Genomic DNA, 21,131 nt, shown 5'->3' on the forward strand with positions numbered 1-21,131 from the left:
AGAACACCCCTTTTGTGTTAACTCAATACATATAACGATTCATAAATCGCAGCTGATCGAACTTTTGGATCGATTCATTGTCAACGCGGCTGCCAATTTTGGCCATCAGGCAGTTTGCCGGGTGCGAGCTGATTTCCGGATCGTCGGTAGCGTAGTATTCCAGCCCGCCAGCCTGCATCATTTTCTCCATGATTTTACGGTATTCCCATACATTCAAACCTGTACCTTTTAAATCCCAGTGCCAATAATACTCGGTTGTAATGACGATAAAATCCTCAAAGGCATCGTCCTGCATCGACACCTTAAGCAAGGTTTTGCCGACGCCGCTGCCTCTGTACTTGGGAATGACTTCGATCGCTCCAAGTTCGATCAGGTTGTCCATTTTTCCTTCCGACCAGCGTTCAAGGGGATCAGGATAAAGGAATGTAACATAGCCCACGATCGTGTTGCCTTCCCGGGCAATTAAAATTCGGCCCTCTGGCAAGTCCGCAATTTCCGAAATAGCCTTGTGCTGCTGAGCGGGCGGCCTGAATGCAACCAGGTCTTCATGAAAATCCATTTCGCTCAATTCTTTTCCGGGAATAGGGCCTTCAATGATTAAAGTGCCGTGCTGAGTTTCCAGTTCCACGGAGTTGTACGTTTTTTTATGTTCCATCATTTCACCACCTGTAGGATACAATTAGCTATAGTATACATGAACGAAAAGGCCATTTGGAAAAAAGCTGGTGAAATAAGCTATATTTTCTAAAAAGTTAAAATAATTCGCAATCATTTGTGGCAATGTTGTAGAATATAAAGTAATCAATGCGAAAGGGTGATCAGGATGAAAGTGGAAGCGTTACCAGCACGACAAGGAAATCATCAATTACATAATTATGAAGAAATTGCCGCCAGCTTCGATTGGGCAGAAGTTGAGAAGGAGTTTAGTTGGTATGAAAGCGGCAAAGTCAATATGGCTCATGAAGCGATTGACCGGCATGCCGACTCCTACCGAAAAAACAAAGTCGCGCTTTATTATAAAGATCAGAACAGAAATGAATCTTATACATTTTACGAAATGAAGCGCATGACCAACCGTGCAGCAAACTTGCTCGAATCGACTTCGAATCTGAAAAAAGGAGACCGGATCTTTATTTTCATGCCGCGTTCTCCCGAATTGTATTTCTTGATGTTTGGAGCGCTGAAAAAGGGGCTGATTGTAGGGCCGTTATTTGAAGCATTTATGGAAGGGGCTATTTACGACCGTCTTGATGACAGCGAAGCAAAATCAATCATCACGACACCAGAGCTGCTGGAGCGCGTGCCATTTGACCGTTTGCCTAAGTTGGAAACTATTTACCTGGTGGGAGAAAACATTGAAGAGCGGGAAGCCCATATTGATGTGATGAAGCATTTGCCGAACAGTTCCGATAAGTTTGAACCCGAATGGCTTGATAAAGAAGACGGCTTAGTACTGCATTATACGTCGGGTTCTACTGGCAAGCCAAAAGGTGTTTTGCATGCCCAATATGCAATGGTGCAGCAATACCAGACGGGCAAATGGGTTTTGGATTTTAATGAAACCGATATTTACTGGTGCACGGCAGATCCGGGTTGGGTAACCGGAACGGCATATGGTGTATTCTCGCCGTGGCTGAATGGGGTCACCACTGTCATTCTAGGGGGCCGATTTTCTCCGGATGGCTGGTATAAAGCAATCGAAGATTTTGGCGTGACTGTTTGGTACAGCGCACCGACTGCATTCCGCATGCTTATGGGAGCAGGCGATGCCTTAGTGAAGGATTACGATTTATCGACTCTCCGCCATGTACTGTCAGTAGGGGAACCGTTAAATCCCGAAGTGGTCAGATGGGGAGCTCAAGTTTTTGATAAACGCATCCACGATACGTGGTGGATGACAGAAACAGGTGCACAAACCATCTGCAACTATCCGTCGATGGACATAAAGCCAGGCTCTATGGGCAAACCGGTGCCGGGCATCAAAGTCGCAATTGTCGATGACCAGGGCAATGAACTGCCGCCGAATCAAATGGGCAACTTGGCGATTGAAAAAGGATGGCCGTCGATGATGCGCCAGATCTGGAACAATCCGGCAAAATACGATTCCTATTTCCTGAAGGATAAGTGGTATGTTTCAGGAGATTCAGCTTATATGGACGAAGAAGGCTATTTCTGGTTCCAAGGACGGGTAGATGATGTCATCATGACTTCTGGTGAACGCGTTGGACCGTTCGAAGTAGAAAGCAAATTGCTGGAACATCCAGCAGTTGCAGAAGCAGGCGTGATCGGCAAGCCGGATCCTGTCCGCGGTGAAATCATTAAAGCATTTGTTGCGTTGGTTGATGGATATGAGCCGTCAGAGGAATTGGTGCAGGATATTCAGCAATTCGTCAAAAAAGGGCTGGCTGCCCATGCAGCTCCCCGTGAAATAGAGTTTAAAGATAAGCTTCCAAAAACTCGAAGCGGGAAAATTATGCGCCGAGTTTTGAAAGCTTGGGAGTTGGATTTGCCGACAGGCGATTTGTCTACAATGGAAGATTGATACTGAAAAGCGGCAGGATATTTATCCAACCGCTTTTTTTTGCAATGGAAAAAGCCCGATTCGCCAACTAGGCGAATCGGGCTTTACCTGTGTTAAGCTGCATCTTCTTCAGCAGGCTCTTCAGGTTCTTCCGGTTCCTCAGGTTCTTCTGGAGCAGGTTCTTCTTCGACCGGCTCTTCAGTTTCTTCTGCGGGTTCTTCTTCCGGCGGAGCTTCCTCTTCTTCAGCGGCAGGAGGAGTTTCTGCTTCCTCTTCAGCCGGTGGAGTTGCTTCCGGTTCAGGTTCTCTTTCTTCCGGTTCCTCTTCCGGCGGAGCTTCAGGTGGCGGCGTCGGTTCCGGTTCAGGTTCCGGTTCAGGTCTTGGTGCAGCGATGCTGACAGTGTTTGAGGCAGCCGATTGTCTGCCCGTAATGTCTACCGCTACTACTGTATAACTTCCTGGTCCAGAAGCAGAGTACGAATTGCCTCTTGCTTCTGAGATGGAAGCGACACGTGAACCGCCTCTGTAAACCCGGTATCCAACTACATCATTCGAACCTGAGTCGGTCCAGGTGATGGAATTGCCGCTAATGGCAGTCCGGACTCCTCCAGGTGAAGAGCCGTCTGCATCGAAAGTAGCTCCTGAAACAACCGAAGAGAATTTTGAATTGCCAGGGAACAGCTTGCCGGCGTCTCCACCGAATGGAGCCATCATACGATCGATGTATTTTTCTGACACAGCGATGCCGCCGCCTGAGACAAACTCGCTTGGCGTGTTGGATAAAGCGGCATAGCGTTTGCCATTAATTGTAGTAAACGAACCGCTTGTTAAGCTGTCGTCTGCTTCTGTTGGTGTCATTGCTTCGGCGTTAAACAAATCCGAACGAACAAGTCCAGCATCTTGGCAGGCGCTGCCCGGAGCTAGTCCAGAAATCCCACAAAATGCTTCTGTGACGACTCCTTCAGGCTGTTCGAACTCCTCTGCAGTCCCGACCAGGTCAGGACTGGCATCATAACCAGCATTCATCAAACGCGCCCATACTTGGTTGACGCGAAGAGAAGCCGGCAAATCACGATTTTCAAAGCGTGACAGCGTAAATTCCTCAGAATCATAGCCTAGCCATACACCCATGGTGACATTCGGGTTGTAGCCAACTAACCAAACATCCGTTGTACTTTGTGTAGTACCTGTTTTACCGGCAAAGTCAGCATTGAAATTCAATAAATTATTGGCGCGGTTTGCCGTTCCGCGATCCGTATTAAAGACATCCCGCAGCATATCTGTCAGCACATAGGAAGTCGCCGGTGAAAATACTTCCTGTGCTTCTGCTTCATGCTCATAAATGACATTGCCGTCCGCGTCTTCAATTTTGTCGATCATAGTAGTTTCTACATATTGTCCGCTGTTTCCAATCATTGCATAACCGTTCGTAATTTCTTCTACAGATGCTTCGATTCCTCCGCCAAGAGCAGAAGAATAATTATTGTTCTCAGCTTCTTCAACACGCGTGAATCCAGCGTTCATCATATACTGGATGGGCATTTGCTGTTGAATCTGCGCAAATAGGCGAAGTGTAGGCAAGTTTTGGGACTGTGCCAAAGCATCACGGGCAGGCATGATGCCTTGCTCACTTGTTGGGACAAAGTTTGTAGGTTCCCACATTGTATCACCGTCCATGTGCTCGAACTTGACATCAACGAGAGGAGAGCCCGCACCAATCTGACCCAACTCAATTGCAGGGCCGTATACCAATAATGGTTTTACAGTAGAACCCATCGAGCGGTAGGCAGAAGTGGCATGATTCAAGTTCTCGGTTTCATGATCACGGCCGCCTACGAAACTGATGATGCGTCCGGTTCCGTTTTCGATCATTATGCTGCCGACCTGAACAGGGAACTGCTTGTCGACAGTTTCTCCAGCGTCGTTCAACCCTGTGCCTCCTACAGTAGTACCATATGATTCATAGGATTTTTGGGCTTCTTCCTGTGCTTGGTAAACTTCTTTATCAATAGTAGAGTGGATTCGGTAGCCGTTTGAACGGACTGCACGGTCTGCAAGAATTGCATATTCTTCATATAATTTATCGTTTTCTTCAAGTGTTGCAGGATCGATGCCATTCTGTTCCGCTAATACATCCATGATGATCCGGGATGCACGCTTTTCTATTTCGACTGTCACAAATGGAAAGTCGGAATAAGAACGAGATTCGTTTTGACGGAAATCAGCCACAAGGTCGTATGCAATAGCTTCATCGTATTCCTGCTGTGTGATATATTCGGTTTCTTTCATTCGGTAAAGAACGGTTTTCATCCGATCAAGACCCGGTTTCAATCCTGCTTCGTCTTTTAGGTCCCCGCCTTCAACATACGGAGTATAACTATACGGAGCTTTAGGGATGCCGGCAACAAATGCCGCCTGCGCCAAGTTCAGTTCGCTTGCTGATACGTTGAATATTCCTTTTGATGCGGTTTCAATGCCGGCGATATGGGCGCCGGAAGAAATTCTGCCGTAAGGAACAATATTCAAGTAAGCCTGCATGATCTCATTTTTTGTCATGAATTTTTCCAGGCGCATCGCAAGAAGGATTTCTTTTGCTTTTCGCTCGTAGGATACTTCATTTGTCAGAATCTGATTTTTGATCAATTGCTGTGTTAAAGTGGAGCCGCCTGTTTGGCTGTCTGAATTCGAGACATCCTGAAAAAGGCCGCGAAGTATCGCTTTTGGCACGATTCCTTCGTGTTCAAGAAAATATTCATCTTCTGTAGCCAAAACTGCATCTTTTGCGTAGGTGGAAACGTTGTCCAATGTTGTGACTTCACGCTCCAAATCGGTCTGAAGCTTTCCAAGATATACTTCATTGTCAAAATACAGTTCGGACGTTTCTTCAAAGCTGTAGATTTCACTGAGCATTTCATCTTCGGTGCGGAGCTCTTGTTCGTCCACTAGCGAAGCGAAATAGCCGGCCCCGACAGATGCGGCGAAAACTCCGCCTGTAACCAAAACAATGGCCAGGATCAATGCTAAATTCCAAATGACCCCTGTCGTTATGCTCATGCGTTTGAACCATTTTGTTGAAGTCCATCTATCGGTTGTATCTTCAGCCTTACCTATCCAATTTTTAATTTTTTCACGCACGTTATCGCCCTCCTAAAATCCTTTATAGTATATCATATTCTTATAATTCCATCTAAACTTATTGACAATGTTAAATAATAAAGTAAACTACTAGTATATTTCATATTCAAAACGTTGAAGGGTCCGAAGTAGGTCGTGCGATTTTGTTTCAGAGAGCCGGTGGGTGGTGCAAACCGGTCAAAATACACAAACCGAATTACAGGTCTGGAGTTTACGGAAGTGCCCCGTTTGGCACATGATGAGAGGGAGAACTATTCTCCAAGCTGGGTGGTACCGCGCAATTGCGTCCCTGCATGATATTTCATGCAGGGGCTTTTTTATGTGGTTTTTGCCGGCTCTCAAGGCGTTATAATTTTAAGGAGGAATTGGAATGGCTAACGAATTGATTGAGGATTTACAATGGCGTGGTTTGCTCTACCAGCAGACAGACGAAGAAGGAATGGAGAAGCTGCTTGATGAGCAGAAAATCTCTTTATACTGCGGAGTGGATCCGACGGCAGACAGCATGCACATTGGACACATTGTTCCGCTGTTGACATTGCGCCGCTTTCAAATGCACGGACACCAGCCGATTTTATTGGTCGGAGGAGCCACCGGCATGATCGGCGACCCATCAGGCAGAAACGAAGAACGCCAGCTGCAGACAACTGAGCAGATCGACCGCAATGTTGAAGGCATCAAAGTTCAGATGGAACAGATTTTTGATTTCCAATCCGAGAACGGGGCAAAAATGGTAAACAATCAGGACTGGATCGGACAAATGAGCGTCATTGAATTCCTGCGCGACTACGGCAAATTGATTTCGGTAAATTACATGCTTGCCAAGGATTCAGTCGCTTCACGGCTCGAGACCGGCATCTCGTTTACAGAGTTTTCCTACACCATTATCCAAGCGATCGATTTCAACCATTTATACAACCACCACAATTGCCGCATCCAGATCGGTGGATCCGATCAATGGGGCAATATTACGTCTGGCCTTGAAATGATTCGCAAAACGCATGACGAGGAATCCAAAGCGTTTGGCATTACCATCCCGCTTGTAACAAAAGCGGATGGCACGAAATTCGGCAAGTCGGCTGGCGGAGCTGTTTGGCTGGATCCGAAAAAGACGACGCCGTATGAGTTTTACCAGTTTTGGATCAATGCAGCAGATGCTGATGTGATCAAATACTTGAAGATATTCACATTCATCAACCGTGAAGAAATTGAAGCGTTGGAAGCAGCAGTCCAAACAGAAGCGCATTTGCGCAAAGCCCAAAAAACATTGGCCGAAGAAATGACGAAACTGATTCATGGCGAAGAAGCGCTTGCTGATGCACAGCGCATTACCAAAGCTTTGTTCAGCGGTGACTTGAAAGCCTTGTCTGCAGAAGAAATGAAAGCTGCTTTTAAGGATGTGCCTTCGGTGGAAATGGCTAAAGAAAGCAAATCCATTGTTGACTTGATAGTGGAAGCCGGAATTTCTTCATCGAAAAGACAGGCGCGGGAAGACGTTGCCAATGGCGCGATTTCTGTGAATGGCGAAAAAGTGAGTAATCTGGAATATATTGTCGATGAAAAAGATCGGTTGGAAGATGCTTTTGCCATTATCCGCCGGGGCAAAAAGAAATACCATATGGTGCAATTTCAGTAAGCTGCTTTTAATGTAGAAAGTATGGAGCAGCGACCAAGCTCGCGTGCAGTTTGGAATAGTGGAACAAAAAAGCCGTCCTGGATTGGACGGCTTTTTGGGTTATCAGAATGGAGAATAGTTGATGTTGCTGTCATTCTTTTTGCTTAATCAAACTTGCTTCTCTTTAATGAAACGCGGCAACTGCATGTCCTCGAATTGTGAGGGATGAATCAGTTTGCCTAGCCGGATAGCTCCTTCAATCAGACGGGGAGAAGGACGGCAATACAATTCTTCTTCCATAACATGTACATGGTCGATGGCTTTCATATCAGTCCACCCGGGACGTTTTTTGACAAGTTCCGGCTTGACTTTGGCGGTTAAAACGCCAACCCAGGCGAGGAGAATATAATCAGGCTGCCGTTTCAGTACATCGGCCCAATCAGTTTGGATATTGGCGGAATCCGTATCATCAAAAGAGTTGCGGGCGCCAATCATGCGGCTGATTTCTGACAGCCAATTGATGTTTCCTGGAGTGAAGACCGGCTTTGGCCACCATTCCCAGTAGAGGGAAGGGCGCGTTGCCGCTTGCTGTCCTCTTGTTTTGATTTCTTCAATCACATCCATGTACTCGGCGTGGATAGCTGCAGCATTTATTCCGCAGGCACCGGCTACTTTCAAGAGGTCCTCCCCAATGTCGTCCAGAGTTTGGGGATTTAAAACAAGATGAGGAATTTTTCTTCGAATCAGTTCATCCACGTTTTTTTCCATTCCCGGCACACTCAGTGATGCCAGAACCAAATCAGGTTTTAAAGCTTCCAGTTCGTCCATGCGGATCGATAAATCAGGCCCCAACTTTGGCAATGCCGTGATTTCTTTCGGCCAATCAGAATAATCATCTATGCCGACCAGTAAATGTTCGGCATCCAAAAATGCCAGTAATTCCGTATTGCTTGGGCAAATTGAAACTATTCGCATCCAGTTCCACCTCCGTTTATTCCAGTTTACCATGTATGCAGAAAACATTAATGTCGATTGATGAAATAGTTTAAACCAAGTATGATAAAGACAGCACACTTTAAAATGTCCGCTTCCTGTCCGATTCCTATGAAAAGAGGGACGGCAAAGCAACAACTAGAGTTTAATCTGTATAAAATTGGGTAAGCATAGTGAGAAGAGTAAATGGAAATTAATGCACTCCAGTGAATAACGAGAGTGAAATTACTAAGCGAGAGCGGGGTGGAAGCTATTGCGAAATAGGCGGCAAAATCTTGCAATGTTAAATGATGCAAAGATTATTTGCCGATTGGATGCAATGGCTGTTAAATGTTGAAAGACCAAGATTTGTTTGAACACTTAAGCACACGGACCTGGAAAATGACTGAGGATTGGTATCGTTCATTAGATAAAAGTAAAGCTGGCGTTTACGGTTTGACCGATCCGGAAAAAGTGGATTTGTTAAAAAAACAAAATCACGAATTCCATCTTCGCTTTTGCGCCATGTTCGAAAAAGACAGCAATGAGTTTAAAACGGGCTTTCAAGATTGGATTGAAACAATTGCAAAAGATGATGCCCATCTTGATACACCGATTGTGGAAGTCATAGAAGAGTTTTTTCGGACACAGCAGCAATATTTGGATGAAATCGGAGAGTATGTTTTAACTAATAAAGAACAAATTAGCCAAGAAAAGCTGATTCAATGGACAAAAGCAGTTGTTGAGACCATCAGCAAAGTCATTGTTGAGTTTACGGACAAAAATTCGAAAGCTGCCGAGGAGCGTATGAATTCGCAGCAGCAAATGATTATCGAAATGAGTGCTCCGGTTATTTTGCTGGCTGAAAAAACCGGCATGCTGCCATTGATCGGCGAAATTACGCCGCACCGGGCAGAAATTATGTTTGAAAAAGCATTGGCACAAAGCTCTAAGCACAATCTGGAAAAACTGTTTATCGATTTGTCGGGTGTTCCGTTGATCGACACAATGGTTGCCCAGCAGGTTTTTCAATTGATTAAAGGATTGGAAATTATCGGGGTGCGAGTGGCGCTATCCGGAATCAGCCCTGTCATTGCGCAAACAGCCGTGCAGCTTGGCATCAAATTTGTCGACATTGAAGTCTACAACACAATCGCCCAAGCGCTGAAGCACCACAGAGTCCACTTGGTCTGAGTAATTGAATACAGTGAGAATCCCGGGAGCTGCGTGGCTCCCGGGATTTTTTGTTGGAACTTAGGCTGAACCGATTTGCCACACGCTTTGTGCGAATAACGGCTTTTATTGAAGTGCAATTTAAGAAGAATCGTGTGTTTTTATCATTTCACTCGTTTGTTTGCGGAAAAGCTCTACTTGTTTGCAGAATCTGCATTTTATTTGCAGAATAATGCAGTTTGTTTGCGCTATGAAGAAAGTTGTTTGCGCAATCCGGTAGTTTGTTTGCAGAACTAGAAATAAGCCTCCTGAAAAAGCGCAAACAAAAAACCCTCAAAACCATTGAATGAACAAGGTTTTGAGGGTTTTCGAAACTACCATTCACGAAAATTTTAAATTAACGTGAGTAGTACTCAACGATCAATTGTTCGTTGATTTCAGCAGACAATTCGCTGCGCTCTGGAAGGCGTACGAATGTTCCTGTTTTGCTATCAGTATCGATAGTTACGTATTCAGGAACGAAGTTGCTTACTTCGATTGCTTCGTTTACTACATCAAGGTTGTTTGATTTTTCACGGAAAGCAATTGTTTGTCCTGGTTTCACGCTGAATGACGGAATGTCAACGCGTTTGCCATCAACAAGGATGTGGCCGTGGTTTACGATTTGGCGAGCTTGGCGACGAGTGCGCGCAAGGCCTAAACGATAAACAACGTTATCAAGGCGAGCTTCAAGAAGGATCATGAAGTTTTCACCGTGCTTACCAGGCATTTTACCGGCTTTGTTGAACAAAGTTTTGAACTGGCGTTCGTTAACTCCGTACATGAACCGTAGTTTTTGTTTTTCTTGTAGTTGCAAACCATATTCAGAAACTTTTCTGCGTTGGTTAGCACCGTGTTGACCTGGTGCGTAAGGGCGTTTTTCTAATTCTTTACCTGTGCCTGTAAGAGAAATTCCCAAACGGCGTGACAGTTTCCATGATGGACCTGTATAACGAGACATATAAGTCTCCTCCTCTGTTTTTGGTTTTTAGAGTAAAATAAAAACCAGATGCATTCATGCTGCAAGCCATTTTATATTCTTGTACCTTCGCTCAGCAGCCAAAGAGTTACACGATACACCTGCTTGTCTAGCCTTCAGCACCCAGATTCTCGGGTCGTAAGCCACTACGGCTATGCGGTTGAAAACAAGCCGCTTCACCGGACCGTCTTACGCCTCTCGAATCTGAATGGGCGCTTACGCTTTCCTTATGAGGAATAAAATGGACGAACACGCACATACAACTGCTGCGATTATTTTACACAAAGCATAGTATAACCGATTTCGAACACTCAAGTCAACAAAGATCCGCAGATACGTTTAGAAAGTGGCGGCTTCCTTTTTTATATCGTTCAAGGTAGAATGAAATTAGGTAATAATGTAAGCGCTTTCTATTTTGGTTAAGGGGTGAATTTTATGACAGGGAAACGCATGCATCTTGAAACAGCGGTGATCCACAAAGGCTATGACAGTGCTGGCCATCAAGACAGCCTGGTCACACCGTTGTATCAAACTTCAACGTATTCTTTTGCCAATGCAGAACAAGGGGAAGATCGGTTTGCAGGAAGGTGTGAAGGCAATATTTATTCACGGCTTGGCAATCCGACAGTTCGCGTGCTGGAGGAACGGATGACAGAGATTGAAGGGGGCGAAGGTGCACTGGCTTTCGGATCGGGCATGGCTGCGGTCAGCGCCATTTTGATTTATTTGACCAAAGCTGGTGATCACGTTCTCTGCTCGAGAGGAATTTACGGCTGTACGTATGGCTTGCTTGGAATTATGGAAGAAAAGTACGGGATCACACATGATCTTGTTTCCATGACAACCGAACAGGAAGTCGAGCGGGCGATCAGGCCGGAAACGGTTTGCATCTATGTGGAAACGCCGATCAACCCGACGATGGAACTGGTTGATTTAGAGGCAGTGATGGCGGTAGCGAGAAGACGCAATCTTCGAGTGGTGGTAGATAACACTTTCTGTTCGCCATATCTGCAAAATCCGTTGCGGATGGGCGCGGATTTTGTATTGCACAGTGCAACCAAATACTTGAATGGCCATGGGGATGTGGTTGGAGGAATTTTGGTAGGACGTGACTCGGAAGAAATGCAGCATATCCGGATGACGGTGCAAAAAGACGTGGGCGGCATCATGTCGCCTTTTGACGCGTGGCTATTGCTGAGAGGGCTGAAAACCTTGCATGTGCGGATGGACCGGCATGTTGCCAATGCTAAAACCGTGCTTAGCTTTTTGGAACAACAAGCAATGGTAGAGAAGATTTATTATCCATACGATGATGGGCATCCGCAAGTTAGAATTGCCAAGCAGCAAATGCGGCAAGGAGGCGGGTTGATCTCTTTTGAAATCAGTGGGGGAAAAAAAGAAGCACAAGCATTCCTAAATGCTTTATCGCTCATCAAGATTGCGGTGAGTTTAGGGGATGCAGAAACATTGATTCAGCATCCGGCGACGATGACCCACGCGGTTGTGCCCGAGGAAAAACGGAAGGCCATGGGCATCAGCGACTCTTTAGTGCGGCTGTCAGTCGGATTAGAGCATCCGGACGACTTGATTGAGGATTTAACCAAAGCGTTTGAACAAGTAAAACCGAAACTGCAGGAAATATAATAGGCAATGGTTTGAAAAAAAGACCCGGAACTCGAATTTCGAGTTCCGGGTCTTGCTGTTTTAAAGATGCTTCATTAAAACTTCAGTAAAAAGTTCAAGACCTTGTTGGTCTTCTTCTGTAAAACGGCTCAGCTCTGGGCTGTCGATATCCAGGACACCGATCACCTGATCTTCTTTCATAAGCGGAATGACGATTTCAGAACGGGAAGCCGCATCGCAGGCAATGTGGCCAGGAAATGCTTGAACGTCTTCTACCAGCATAGTCTTCTTATCTGCAACAGCTGTGCCGCAAACCCCTTTGCCGACGGGAATCCGTACACATGCCGGAAGACCTTGGAAAGGACCGAGCACAAGTTCTCCGTCTTCCATCAAGTAAAAGCCGACCCAGTTTGTGCGTTCAAGAAATTGATTGAGCAAAGAAGAGGCGTTGCTCAAGTTGGCAATGCTATTTTTTTCGCCTTCCAGCAATGCATCCAATTGCTTCGATAGCATCTTGTATTGATCTAAGCGGCTGCCGCTGTAATCTGTTTGTGTAAACAATTGTATAACCTCATTTCATTTTTTGTTTTGGATAAACTTGATCTGCAGAAACCATTCAACTTAGATAAGTATAAAATTTCTCGTAATGCTTATGCAAGCCATTGACATTATGAGCGTCGGAGCCGAAGACCAGCGGGATGCCCAGAGATTTAGCATATTCGATGAAAGAGAGCGGCGGATATGCTTCCAGGCAATCGGGTTTTGAAAAGCCGGCTCCGTTAACATCCAGCTCGCAGCCGGCTTTCTTCATGGACTGCAGAACGTGCTGAACCTGCGGACTGTCATCTATTGTCTCGCCATGCGCCAATTGAAATTTATGGATCAAAGTCGGATGGCCGATCCGCTTAGGTTTGAATTGTCCCAAGTCTGCCTGTATGGAAGCTTTCACGGTATCATAATAAAGCTTATAGGCGGCCTCGACAGAACCACTGGCATCAGCCAGTTCGGCAAAAACTTCTTTGCTGTAATCGGCACAGTAATACTGATTGCCGACTTTGAGGAAATGAACGGACAAAATGGCGTCGTCGAGAGAGGGGCCAATTTCATCTAAAAAAAACTTTATTTCTTTTTCATATCCAGCAATAAAGTCGATTTCCAAGCCAACCCGGATACGGATATCCTGCTGGTAAGCAGCCTTTAGGCGATTAATTTCACGCATATAAGGTGAAAGCTGTTCTAAACGCATGCTGCTGTCCTTCATTGGAGTAGGGTCTGTAAAATTAGAGGGGAGCGGCGCGTGTTCCGTAAAAGAAATATCCGTAAAGCCGGACTTTATTGCTTTTTCAATATAAAGTTCCGTTGAGTCTTTTGTCCCGTGAGGACAAAAATGTGTATGAATATGACCATCTCGTTTCATAAAGTTACCCTCATTTCTGTTTATTAAAAAATATAATCGCTTTTCTTCTAATTTCGCAAACATAAGAGTAGAATACATGTTAAAATAAAAGAATCATGAATACATTTACGTATAACTGGTAATGTGATTTTGGAACAGGGGGCTATGTGACTTATGATGGAGTATATCATCATTGCGGTCATCATTCTATTAGCGATAATGATCATCGGCTTTATGTTTCGCAAAAAACATCTGGCTGAAATTGAGCGCTTGGAACAGTTAAAACTGCAAATACAAAATAAACCGATACTTGAAGAACTGACAAAAGTAAAACAATTGAACATGAACGGCCAGACGGAAGAAATGTTTGAACGCTGGCGCAACGTATGGACAGAAATCATGGATGTGCATATTCCAAAAATAGATGCTTCCTTATATGACGCTGAAGAAGCGATCAACCGTTTCCGATTCAGCAAAGCGACAAAGCTTGAACAGGATACGGAAGTGAAAATCGACAATGTCGATCAACAGATGAACACGATTCTGGTGGAACTGGAAGAATTGATCGGCAGCGAAGAAAAAAATCGCAGCGAAATTGATTTGATTCAGGAAAAGTACCGCCGTGCCCGCAAAAATCTGCTGGCTCATCAGCATTCTTATGGTGCTGCTGCAGGACCGCTGGAAAAAAGACTTGAATCTTTCATTCCAATGTTTGATGAATATGAGAAATTGACCAATGAAGGCAATTACTTAAAAGCCCGCGAAATAGTGATCAGTTTGTCAACTGAAGGCGAACAAGCATTTTTGCTGGTTGATGATATTCCACCTTTATTGGCGGACGTTCAGACGAAAATCCCTTCCTATATTGCTGAATTGCGCCAAGGCAAGAACGAAATGGAAGAGCAGTCTTACTACCTTGGTCATTTGGAGTTGACGCTTCAATTGGATGAGATAGAAGAGGAGCTGGAAGTGCTGAAAGTGAACATAGCACAGCTCGAGATTGAACAAACGAAAATTGCCGTTGAAAAAATGAAAGACCGGATTGACTCGTTTTATGAGCTTCTGGAAAAAGAAGTGGAAGCCAAGCATTATGTTGATGATTTCCGTGTGGATACAGAACGCCACTTGGAAGTTGTGGCACGCGACACGAAGGAAATGGAAGAAGAATGCAGGTATGTTCAGCATAGCTACAAGATCAGCGAAAGCGAAGCTGCCATTCCAAAATCCTGTATGGAAAAAATGGAGCAATTGGCCAAACGCTACGATTTGCTGCGTTCACGCCTGGAAGAAGACCAATCAGCGTATTCAAGCCTTCAGGAAGAATTGCTTCATATTCGGGAAGACCTGTCGATTGTGGACTCAACGCAAATTGATTTCATGACGGCATTGAAGAGCCTGCGCATTGAAGAAAATAATGCACGTGCGAAAGTCGAACAATTAAAACGCAAATTGCAGGAAACAGATCGCGTTCTGCATAAAGCCAACATTCCTGGAATTCCGGAAGATATGGATGTCCGGCTCGAAGAAGCAGAAGAACATCTTTTCGTTACGATGCAGACTTTGCGTGAAGTGCCACTGAATATTAAATTGGTGCATAACTACTTAGAGCAAGCTGAGAAAAGCATAGATGAAGTCCATGCAAAAGCTGTTGAAATGGTTGAAAACGTGCTGTTGATTGAACGAATCATCCAATACGGCAACCGTTACCGCAAATCCAACCTGGAGTTGGATGCCAAGCTTGAAGGAGCGGAAGAATCGTTCCGCCAGCTTCGCTATACTAAAGCACTGGAAGAAGCTGCGACTGCAGTTGAAAACTTTGAGCCTGGTTCGATGAAGCGCATTGAAGTACTGGTCAAAGAAGACGCATGGCGCATTTAAAAAACAAAATGTAAACCACCAGCGAATGAGCTGGTGGTTTTCTTTTCGGAGGTGGAACATGATTTATTTGGACAACAGCGCGACAACTCGTCCCAGAAAAGAAGTGCTTGATGCCTTTGTCGCAGCTAATGAGCGCTTTTACGCCAATCCAGCATCACTTCATGTATGGGGAAACCAGGCAGAAGACCTGCTGGAAACTGCACGCAGCCAATTGAAAGAGAAACTGCACATGGAAAAGATTGTTTTTACATCCGGCGGAACTGAGGCAAACAATCTGGCATTGATCGGCACCGCCAGAAGCTATCAGCACCGTGGCAAACATATTGTCACAGCTGCAACAGAACATCCTTCCGTCTTGAACAGCTTGGCAGCATTGGAACAGGAAGGCTTTAGCGTAACGCGTCTTCCAGTCAGCCGGTCAGGAGCGATCGATGTCGCTGAGTTGATGAATTCTCTTAAAAGCGATACGATTCTGGTATCGCTCATGCACGTCAACAATGAAATTGGCACGATCCATCCCATTGCGGAAATTGCGGCCATGCTGAAAGAGCGGCGCATCTTGTTTCACGTAGATGCTGTTCAAAGTATCGGCAAGCTGGAGCTTGATCCCACTGCCATGCCTGATTTATTGTCTGTGTCGGGCCATAAGATTCACGGATTAAAGGGCAACGGGCTACTGGCATATTCCGGTGTCGAGCTGCAGGCGATTCAGTTTGGCGGTGGCCAGGAATCTGGAATCCGGAGCGGCACTGTTTCCGTCCCCAACGCAGTCGCTTTAGCGAAAGCGCTGAGATTGGCACAGCCAAATCCATTGCACCAAGAGTGGAACCAACAGCTGCGTGAGTTTTTTTCAGAATTCAAAGGCGTTAAAATCGTCAGCCCTACAGGAGCGGCTCCACATATTTTGGCCATAGCGGTAAAAGGGATAAGGGGCGAAATCCTCGTATCAGGTTTGCAAAAAGAGTCGGTCATCGTTTCCACTTCCAGCGCCTGTTCATCAAAAAGCGGCGACACGAGCCATGTCATTGGGGCAATTGGCTTGCCGCGTGAATTCAAGGATGGCGTCATGCGAATCAGTTTTGGAGCGTTTACTGAAGAACAGGACATTATGGCGCTGCAAAGCGCATTTCAGCGGGTCTACCGCACCATAAAAGGAGTTTAACCCACTATGAAAACCAATCAAATCCTCGTGCGCTACGGCGAGTTATCAACAAAAGGCAAAAACCGCAGTTCGTTTATTGGACGGCTGCGCGACAATGTAAGACAGACGTTTGCCGATTTGGAAAGCCTGCAGATCAAAGCGGAACGCGACCGGATGTTCATCACATCAGACAGCGAACAGGATTTGGCGCAAGTGATTGAACGCTTGCCGCATGTTTTCGGCATCCAATCGTTCAGCCCGGTAACTGCCTGTGAATTGGACCTTGAAGCCATGAAAGGAGCAGCAGAAGCAATCATCGCCAAAATCCAGGATACCGATAAAAGCTTTAAAGTATCCGTAAAACGGCCATTCAAAGAATTTCCGCATGAAAAACCGGAAATCATGAAAGAACTCAGCTCTCATGTTCTGAGAATTTTTCCGGATTTAAAAGTCCAGATGAAAGATCCGGAAATAGACTTGAAAGTGGAAGTGCGGGAAGAAGCGGTTTATATGATGGCAGAGGTTATTCAAGGGGCTGGCGGCTTGCCTGTAGGAGCCGGCGGCAAGGCCCTATTGATGCTGTCGGGCGGTTTGGACAGTCCGGTTGCCGGCTATCATATGCTAAAACGGGGCGTCCGGCTGGAACTGATTCATTTTTTTAGTCCGCCCTTTACCAATGACCGCGCCAAGGAAAAAGTGTTCGACTTGGCTGAAAAACTTTCGCAGTTTGGTTCATCCGTCAATCTGCACATTATCCCGTTCACCAAGCTTCAGCAGGAAGTGCATAAGCAAGTGCCGGACAATATCACGATGACTTCAACGCGCCGGATGATGATGCGCGTCGCAGATTTGGTAATGGCTGAGACCAATTGCCGCGCCATTATAACAGGCGAAAGCTTGGGGCAGGTAGCGAGCCAAACTTTGGAAAGCCTGCAGGCGATTAATGCGGTGACAAACACACCGATTCTACGTCCACTAATCGCAACCGATAAACTGGAAATCATCGAGACGGCCCAACAGATCGGAACATATGACATTTCCATCCGTCCTTTCGAAGATTGCTGCACGATTTTTACGCCAGCAAACCCAAAAACCAAACCAAAGCTTGAAAAAGTAGAGTACTACGAAAACTTTGTATCATTTGATGAGTTTATTGAAGAAGCGGTGGCAGAGCGGGAAATTATCAAGTTCCCGCGCGTTAAAGTAAGCCAATTTGAAGATTTATTGTAAATGTCGAGCAGCCTATCATGGGCGGCTCTTTTTTTGATTGATTTTATTGCGACCGCACCTCAAATGGCGATAACCGCACCTCGCGGACCATTTTCCCCACCTCAAACACCCAAGATCGCACCTCAGTTCTAGAATCAGCATCAATACACTGCTTTTTTTACAATTATTTGGATATACAGTCCAAATTGAGCAATATACAGTCCATTCCACTCCAAATACTGTCTAAACTCCAAAAATACTATCCAAATAACCACATTTACTGTCCGCAGCCAGAAAAAAATAATAATTTCAGCAAGCACCAAATAGCCTGCCTAGTTCAATAATCCGGGTGGTCCAAGCAGAGACGAGCACATCAGAATGGCGATGACCATTAGCCGACTGCATGGAACAAATTGTTTCATGTTTCTACTGGAGGGAATTGATGAGGCTACCTCATCGTCTTGCTTCTCTACATGAAAGTTTGGGCTTCTTATATGAATTTCAGGAGAAATCATTTCTTATCTATGAGTGAAGACTGAAAAAAAGTGCCGCTTCCTATTCCTGTTTGATTGCCTGCGGAAAGCTTCCACCTGTAGTGAGCTCGTTCCTATAACTCCACTCCACTTAATAGTTCAACTATATGAAATAATATGAATACTTAAACTCTTCCTGTATAATGATAGGAGTATAATAATCAGCTTATCTGCAAGGAGGAAACCACTGTGAAACGAGAAGAACTGATAGCGCCGGATTCGTATAATCTGGTAGAAGAAATCGAGCGATATGCAAATGGGGATGGGAAGCTTGCAATCCTCTGGGAAAATGATAAAGGTGAAAAGCAGCAGGTTACCTATGACGAATTGATGCAGCGTGCAAACCGCGCAGCCAATAGCTTTGAAAAAGCCGGTCTTGTAAAGGGCGATGTCGTGCTGGTGATGGTGCCTCGCTTGATTGAAGCATATGTTGCGTATATTGGTGCTTTAAAAGCAGGATTGGCCGTCATTCCAAGTTCTGAAATGCTTCGTGCAAAAGACATTGCCTATCGCTTGAACCACAGTGATGCCAAGGCGGTAATTGCTTACGAACCGTTTATGGATCAATTTAATGATGTCAAGGAAATGGCTAATGTCGTTAAGTTTGTCATCGGCCGATCCGATGATTCTTGGATTTCCTTGTTGGATGAAATGGCATCCGCGTCCACCGAATACATAGCAGCACCGACCAAAAAAGAAAGCATGGCCTTTCTTTCCTATACGTCAGGAACCACCGGCAATCCTAAAGGCGCCGTACACAGCCACGGCTGGGCATACGCGCATCTGCGTACGTCCGCTGAACATTGGCTCGGAGCGAAAGAAGGAGACGTGGTGTGGGCGACAGCGAGCCCAGGATGGCAGAAGTGGATCTGGAGTCCGTTTCTGGCAACGTTGGGAAGCGGAGCCACCGGTTTTGTCTATAATGGCAAGTTTGATCCGGCCGTGTATTTGGAACTGCTGGAAACCCGCAACATCAACGTGCTGTGCTGCACCCCTACAGAATACCGCATAATGGCGAAGCAAAAGGATTTAGCAAAATACGACTTGTCCGCACTGCACAGCGCCGTGTCGGCTGGTGAACCGCTCAATGCGGAAGTGATCAATGTCTTCCAGGAACATTTTGGTCTTGAGGTGCGCGACGGCTATGGCCAAACGGAAAATACTTTGCTGGTCGGTGTAATGAAAGGAATGGATGCCCGCATTGGCTCAATGGGCAAACCAACGCCAGGAAACCGGGTGGAAATCATCAATGATTTTGGTGAACCATGTGCGGCTGGAGAAGTGGGAGACATCGCCGTCCACGTTGAGACGCCCGCCCTGTTCAAAGAATATTTCAAGGATCCGGAGCGCACCAGGATGCAGTTCCGCGGGGACTATTATGTTACAGGCGACAAAGCTTCAAAAGACGCTGACGGCTATTTTTGGTTTGAAGGCCGTGGAGACGATATTATCATTTCGTCCGGATACACAATCGGCCCGTTTGAAGTGGAAGATGCACTGGTTAAACATCCAATGGTTCAAGAATGTGCCGTTATCGGTGCACCTGACGAAATACGCGGCACAATTGTCAAAGCCTTTGTAGTGTTAGTGGAAGGGCATGCCGCTTCAGATGAATTGGTGAAAAATCTCCAGGACCACGTCAAGGGATTGACGGCGCCATATAAATACCCGCGAGCCATCGATTTCCTTACTGAATTGCCGAAAACGGCATCCGGGAAAATCCGTCGTGTGGAGTTGCGCCAACAAGAAGAGCTTAATAAATAAGCACAGCCGGTCACAAGCCGATACTGGAGTTTAACTGCTCCCGTACAGCCTATGACCGGCTGTTTTTCTTTTGTCCTATTTTTAACCACTCGTTACGCTGCATACGCATTTCATGGGAGTTTCTCTTTATTTACTTTATATACGACATCAGCCTATAATGAGACTGTTATTTCGAAATACAAAATATATAAAGAATGGTGCGCGATGCAGGATGACAGAATCTAAAAAAGGTGTTTTGGTCATTATTTTAACGTATACATTGTGGGGGTTCATGCCGATTTTTTGGAAGCAGATCGATCATGTTCCAGCAGATGAGATTCTGGCAGGACGAATTATATGGTCTTTCTTGTTTACTCTTGGTTTTATTTTACTCATAAACGGCGGCCGTCAGTTATGGCTTGACCTGAAAATGCTGTGGTCTTCGAAGAAGAAGTTTTTCTTATTGATGCTGGCATCGTTCCTGATTTCTGCTAACTGGTTTTTTTATGTCTATGCAGTCTCCCATGACCGGATTGTCGAAACCAGCTTGGGGTATTACATCAATCCGCTGATTTCCATGCTCCTGGGTGCAATTTTCCTGAAAGAAAAGTTATCACCTGCGATTAAAATCGCCTTTCTGTTAGCGGCAACAGGCGTTTTGATATTAACAGTCTCTTTTGGCTCCCTGCCATGGCTTGCATTAGGAATGGCGTTCAGTTTTGCTTTTTACGGACTGATCAAGAAAACCATTCGGTTGGATGCATTGCGCGGATTGGCAATCGAAACTTTGTTTGTTTTCCCTATCGCGATTGCGTACTATGTCTATTTGATGTCGATCGACCAGGTATCTTTTTTGCATACTGGACTGACGACAGATGTTCTGCTGATTGCCAGCGGATTGGTTACAGCTTTGCCGCTGCTGTTTTTTGCCATCGGAGCCCCGTTAATCCCGCTGTATATGGTTGGATTCCTGCAGTATATTGCTCCTTCATTGATGCTGCTGATCGGCGTTTTTATCTACGGAGAAGCTTTTACTGTCATAGACATCATTTCCTTCTCGCTGATTTGGAGCGCTTTGGTGCTGTTCACTTCATCGAAGTTTTTGGAGGCTCGCGGAATCCGAAAGGCTAATAGGAAAGTTTCGGTTTAAATTTCCTTTTTCGATGAAACATTTG

At 45.5% G+C, this 21,131-nt stretch carries 15 protein-coding genes and 1 other annotated feature; of the genes, 9 read left to right on the forward strand and 6 right to left on the reverse strand.

What is annotated here, in order from left to right; all coding sequences use genetic code 11:
- Positions 1-22: 22 nt before the first annotated feature.
- Positions 23-655 carry a GNAT family N-acetyltransferase gene (locus tag QOZ98_RS16425; protein ID WP_308788401.1) on the reverse strand — a complete coding sequence of 211 codons (633 nt, stop codon included), beginning with the start codon at positions 653-655 and terminating at the stop codon, positions 23-25.
- A 168-nt stretch (positions 656-823) separates the two neighbouring features.
- Between QOZ98_RS16425 and acsA the strand changes: the two genes are divergently transcribed.
- Positions 824-2,542 carry an acetate--CoA ligase gene (gene acsA / locus QOZ98_RS16430; RefSeq protein WP_308788402.1) on the forward strand — a complete coding sequence of 573 codons (1,719 nt, stop codon included), beginning with the start codon at positions 824-826 and terminating at the stop codon, positions 2,540-2,542.
- Between the two features lie 92 nt (positions 2,543-2,634).
- Here the strand turns inward: acsA and QOZ98_RS16435 are convergent, their stop codons facing one another.
- Entirely contained in the window at positions 2,635-5,655 is a 3,021-nt protein-coding gene (locus QOZ98_RS16435; RefSeq protein ID WP_308788403.1) for a transglycosylase domain-containing protein, read from the reverse strand.
- 105 nt (positions 5,656-5,760) lie between these two features.
- Positions 5,761-5,949: a binding site (T-box leader), on the forward strand.
- 76 nt (positions 5,950-6,025) lie between these two features.
- Between QOZ98_RS16435 and tyrS the strand changes: the two genes are divergently transcribed.
- A complete protein-coding gene (tyrS, locus tag QOZ98_RS16440; protein ID WP_308788404.1) occupies positions 6,026-7,291 on the forward strand; it encodes a tyrosine--tRNA ligase in 1,266 nt (421 codons plus the stop codon).
- 147 nt (positions 7,292-7,438) lie between these two features.
- On the opposite strand, the gene QOZ98_RS16445 is transcribed toward tyrS, so the two are convergent.
- Positions 7,439-8,245: a cobalamin-binding protein gene (locus tag QOZ98_RS16445; RefSeq protein ID WP_308788405.1), complete on the reverse strand. Its 807-nt coding sequence runs from the start codon at positions 8,243-8,245 to the stop codon at positions 7,439-7,441.
- A 348-nt stretch (positions 8,246-8,593) separates the two neighbouring features.
- On the opposite strand from QOZ98_RS16445, the gene QOZ98_RS16450 reads away from it, so the two are divergent.
- On the forward strand, positions 8,594-9,436 hold the full coding sequence (locus QOZ98_RS16450; protein WP_308788406.1) for an STAS domain-containing protein: 843 nt from the start codon (positions 8,594-8,596) through the stop codon (positions 9,434-9,436).
- Positions 9,437-9,812: 376 nt separating this feature from the next.
- Here QOZ98_RS16450 and rpsD read toward each other — a convergent pair whose 3' ends face one another.
- On the reverse strand, positions 9,813-10,415 hold the full coding sequence (gene rpsD, locus QOZ98_RS16455; protein WP_142829379.1) for a 30S ribosomal protein S4: 603 nt from the start codon (positions 10,413-10,415) through the stop codon (positions 9,813-9,815).
- Positions 10,416-10,868: 453 nt separating this feature from the next.
- Between rpsD and megL the strand changes: the two genes are divergently transcribed.
- Positions 10,869-12,077: a methionine gamma-lyase gene (gene megL / locus QOZ98_RS16460; RefSeq protein WP_308788407.1), complete on the forward strand. Its 1,209-nt coding sequence runs from the start codon at positions 10,869-10,871 to the stop codon at positions 12,075-12,077.
- Between the two features lie 60 nt (positions 12,078-12,137).
- On the opposite strand, the gene QOZ98_RS16465 is transcribed toward megL, so the two are convergent.
- Positions 12,138-12,617, reverse strand: coding sequence for a GAF domain-containing protein (locus QOZ98_RS16465; protein WP_308788408.1), 480 nt, complete (start codon positions 12,615-12,617; stop codon positions 12,138-12,140).
- Between the two features lie 55 nt (positions 12,618-12,672).
- Positions 12,673-13,473: a histidinol-phosphatase HisJ gene (hisJ, locus tag QOZ98_RS16470; RefSeq protein ID WP_308788409.1), complete on the reverse strand. Its 801-nt coding sequence runs from the start codon at positions 13,471-13,473 to the stop codon at positions 12,673-12,675.
- Between the two features lie 153 nt (positions 13,474-13,626).
- On the opposite strand from hisJ, the gene ezrA reads away from it, so the two are divergent.
- The 5 genes from ezrA (at position 13,627) to rarD (ending at position 21,106) form a co-directional block, all read left to right on the forward strand.
- Positions 13,627-15,330: a septation ring formation regulator EzrA gene (gene ezrA, locus QOZ98_RS16475; RefSeq protein ID WP_308788410.1), complete on the forward strand. Its 1,704-nt coding sequence runs from the start codon at positions 13,627-13,629 to the stop codon at positions 15,328-15,330.
- Positions 15,331-15,388: 58 nt separating this feature from the next.
- Positions 15,389-16,492, forward strand: a complete 1,104-nt coding sequence (locus QOZ98_RS16480) for a cysteine desulfurase family protein (RefSeq protein WP_308788411.1) — start codon at positions 15,389-15,391, stop codon at positions 16,490-16,492.
- Positions 16,493-16,498: 6 nt separating this feature from the next.
- Entirely contained in the window at positions 16,499-17,701 is a 1,203-nt protein-coding gene (gene thiI, locus QOZ98_RS16485) for a tRNA uracil 4-sulfurtransferase ThiI (protein WP_308788412.1), read from the forward strand.
- A 701-nt stretch (positions 17,702-18,402) separates the two neighbouring features.
- On the forward strand, positions 18,403-19,977 hold the full coding sequence (gene mbcS / locus QOZ98_RS16490) for an acyl-CoA synthetase MbcS (protein ID WP_308788413.1): 1,575 nt from the start codon (positions 18,403-18,405) through the stop codon (positions 19,975-19,977).
- A 211-nt stretch (positions 19,978-20,188) separates the two neighbouring features.
- Complete coding sequence (gene rarD / locus QOZ98_RS16495) at positions 20,189-21,106, forward strand: EamA family transporter RarD (RefSeq protein ID WP_308788414.1); 918 nt, start codon at positions 20,189-20,191, stop codon at positions 21,104-21,106.
- Positions 21,107-21,131: the final 25 nt, after the last annotated feature.

The organism is Planomicrobium stackebrandtii (assembly GCF_030814955.1).
In the GTDB taxonomy this organism is placed as follows: Bacteria; Bacillota; Bacilli; order Bacillales_A; family Planococcaceae; genus Planococcus; species Planococcus stackebrandtii.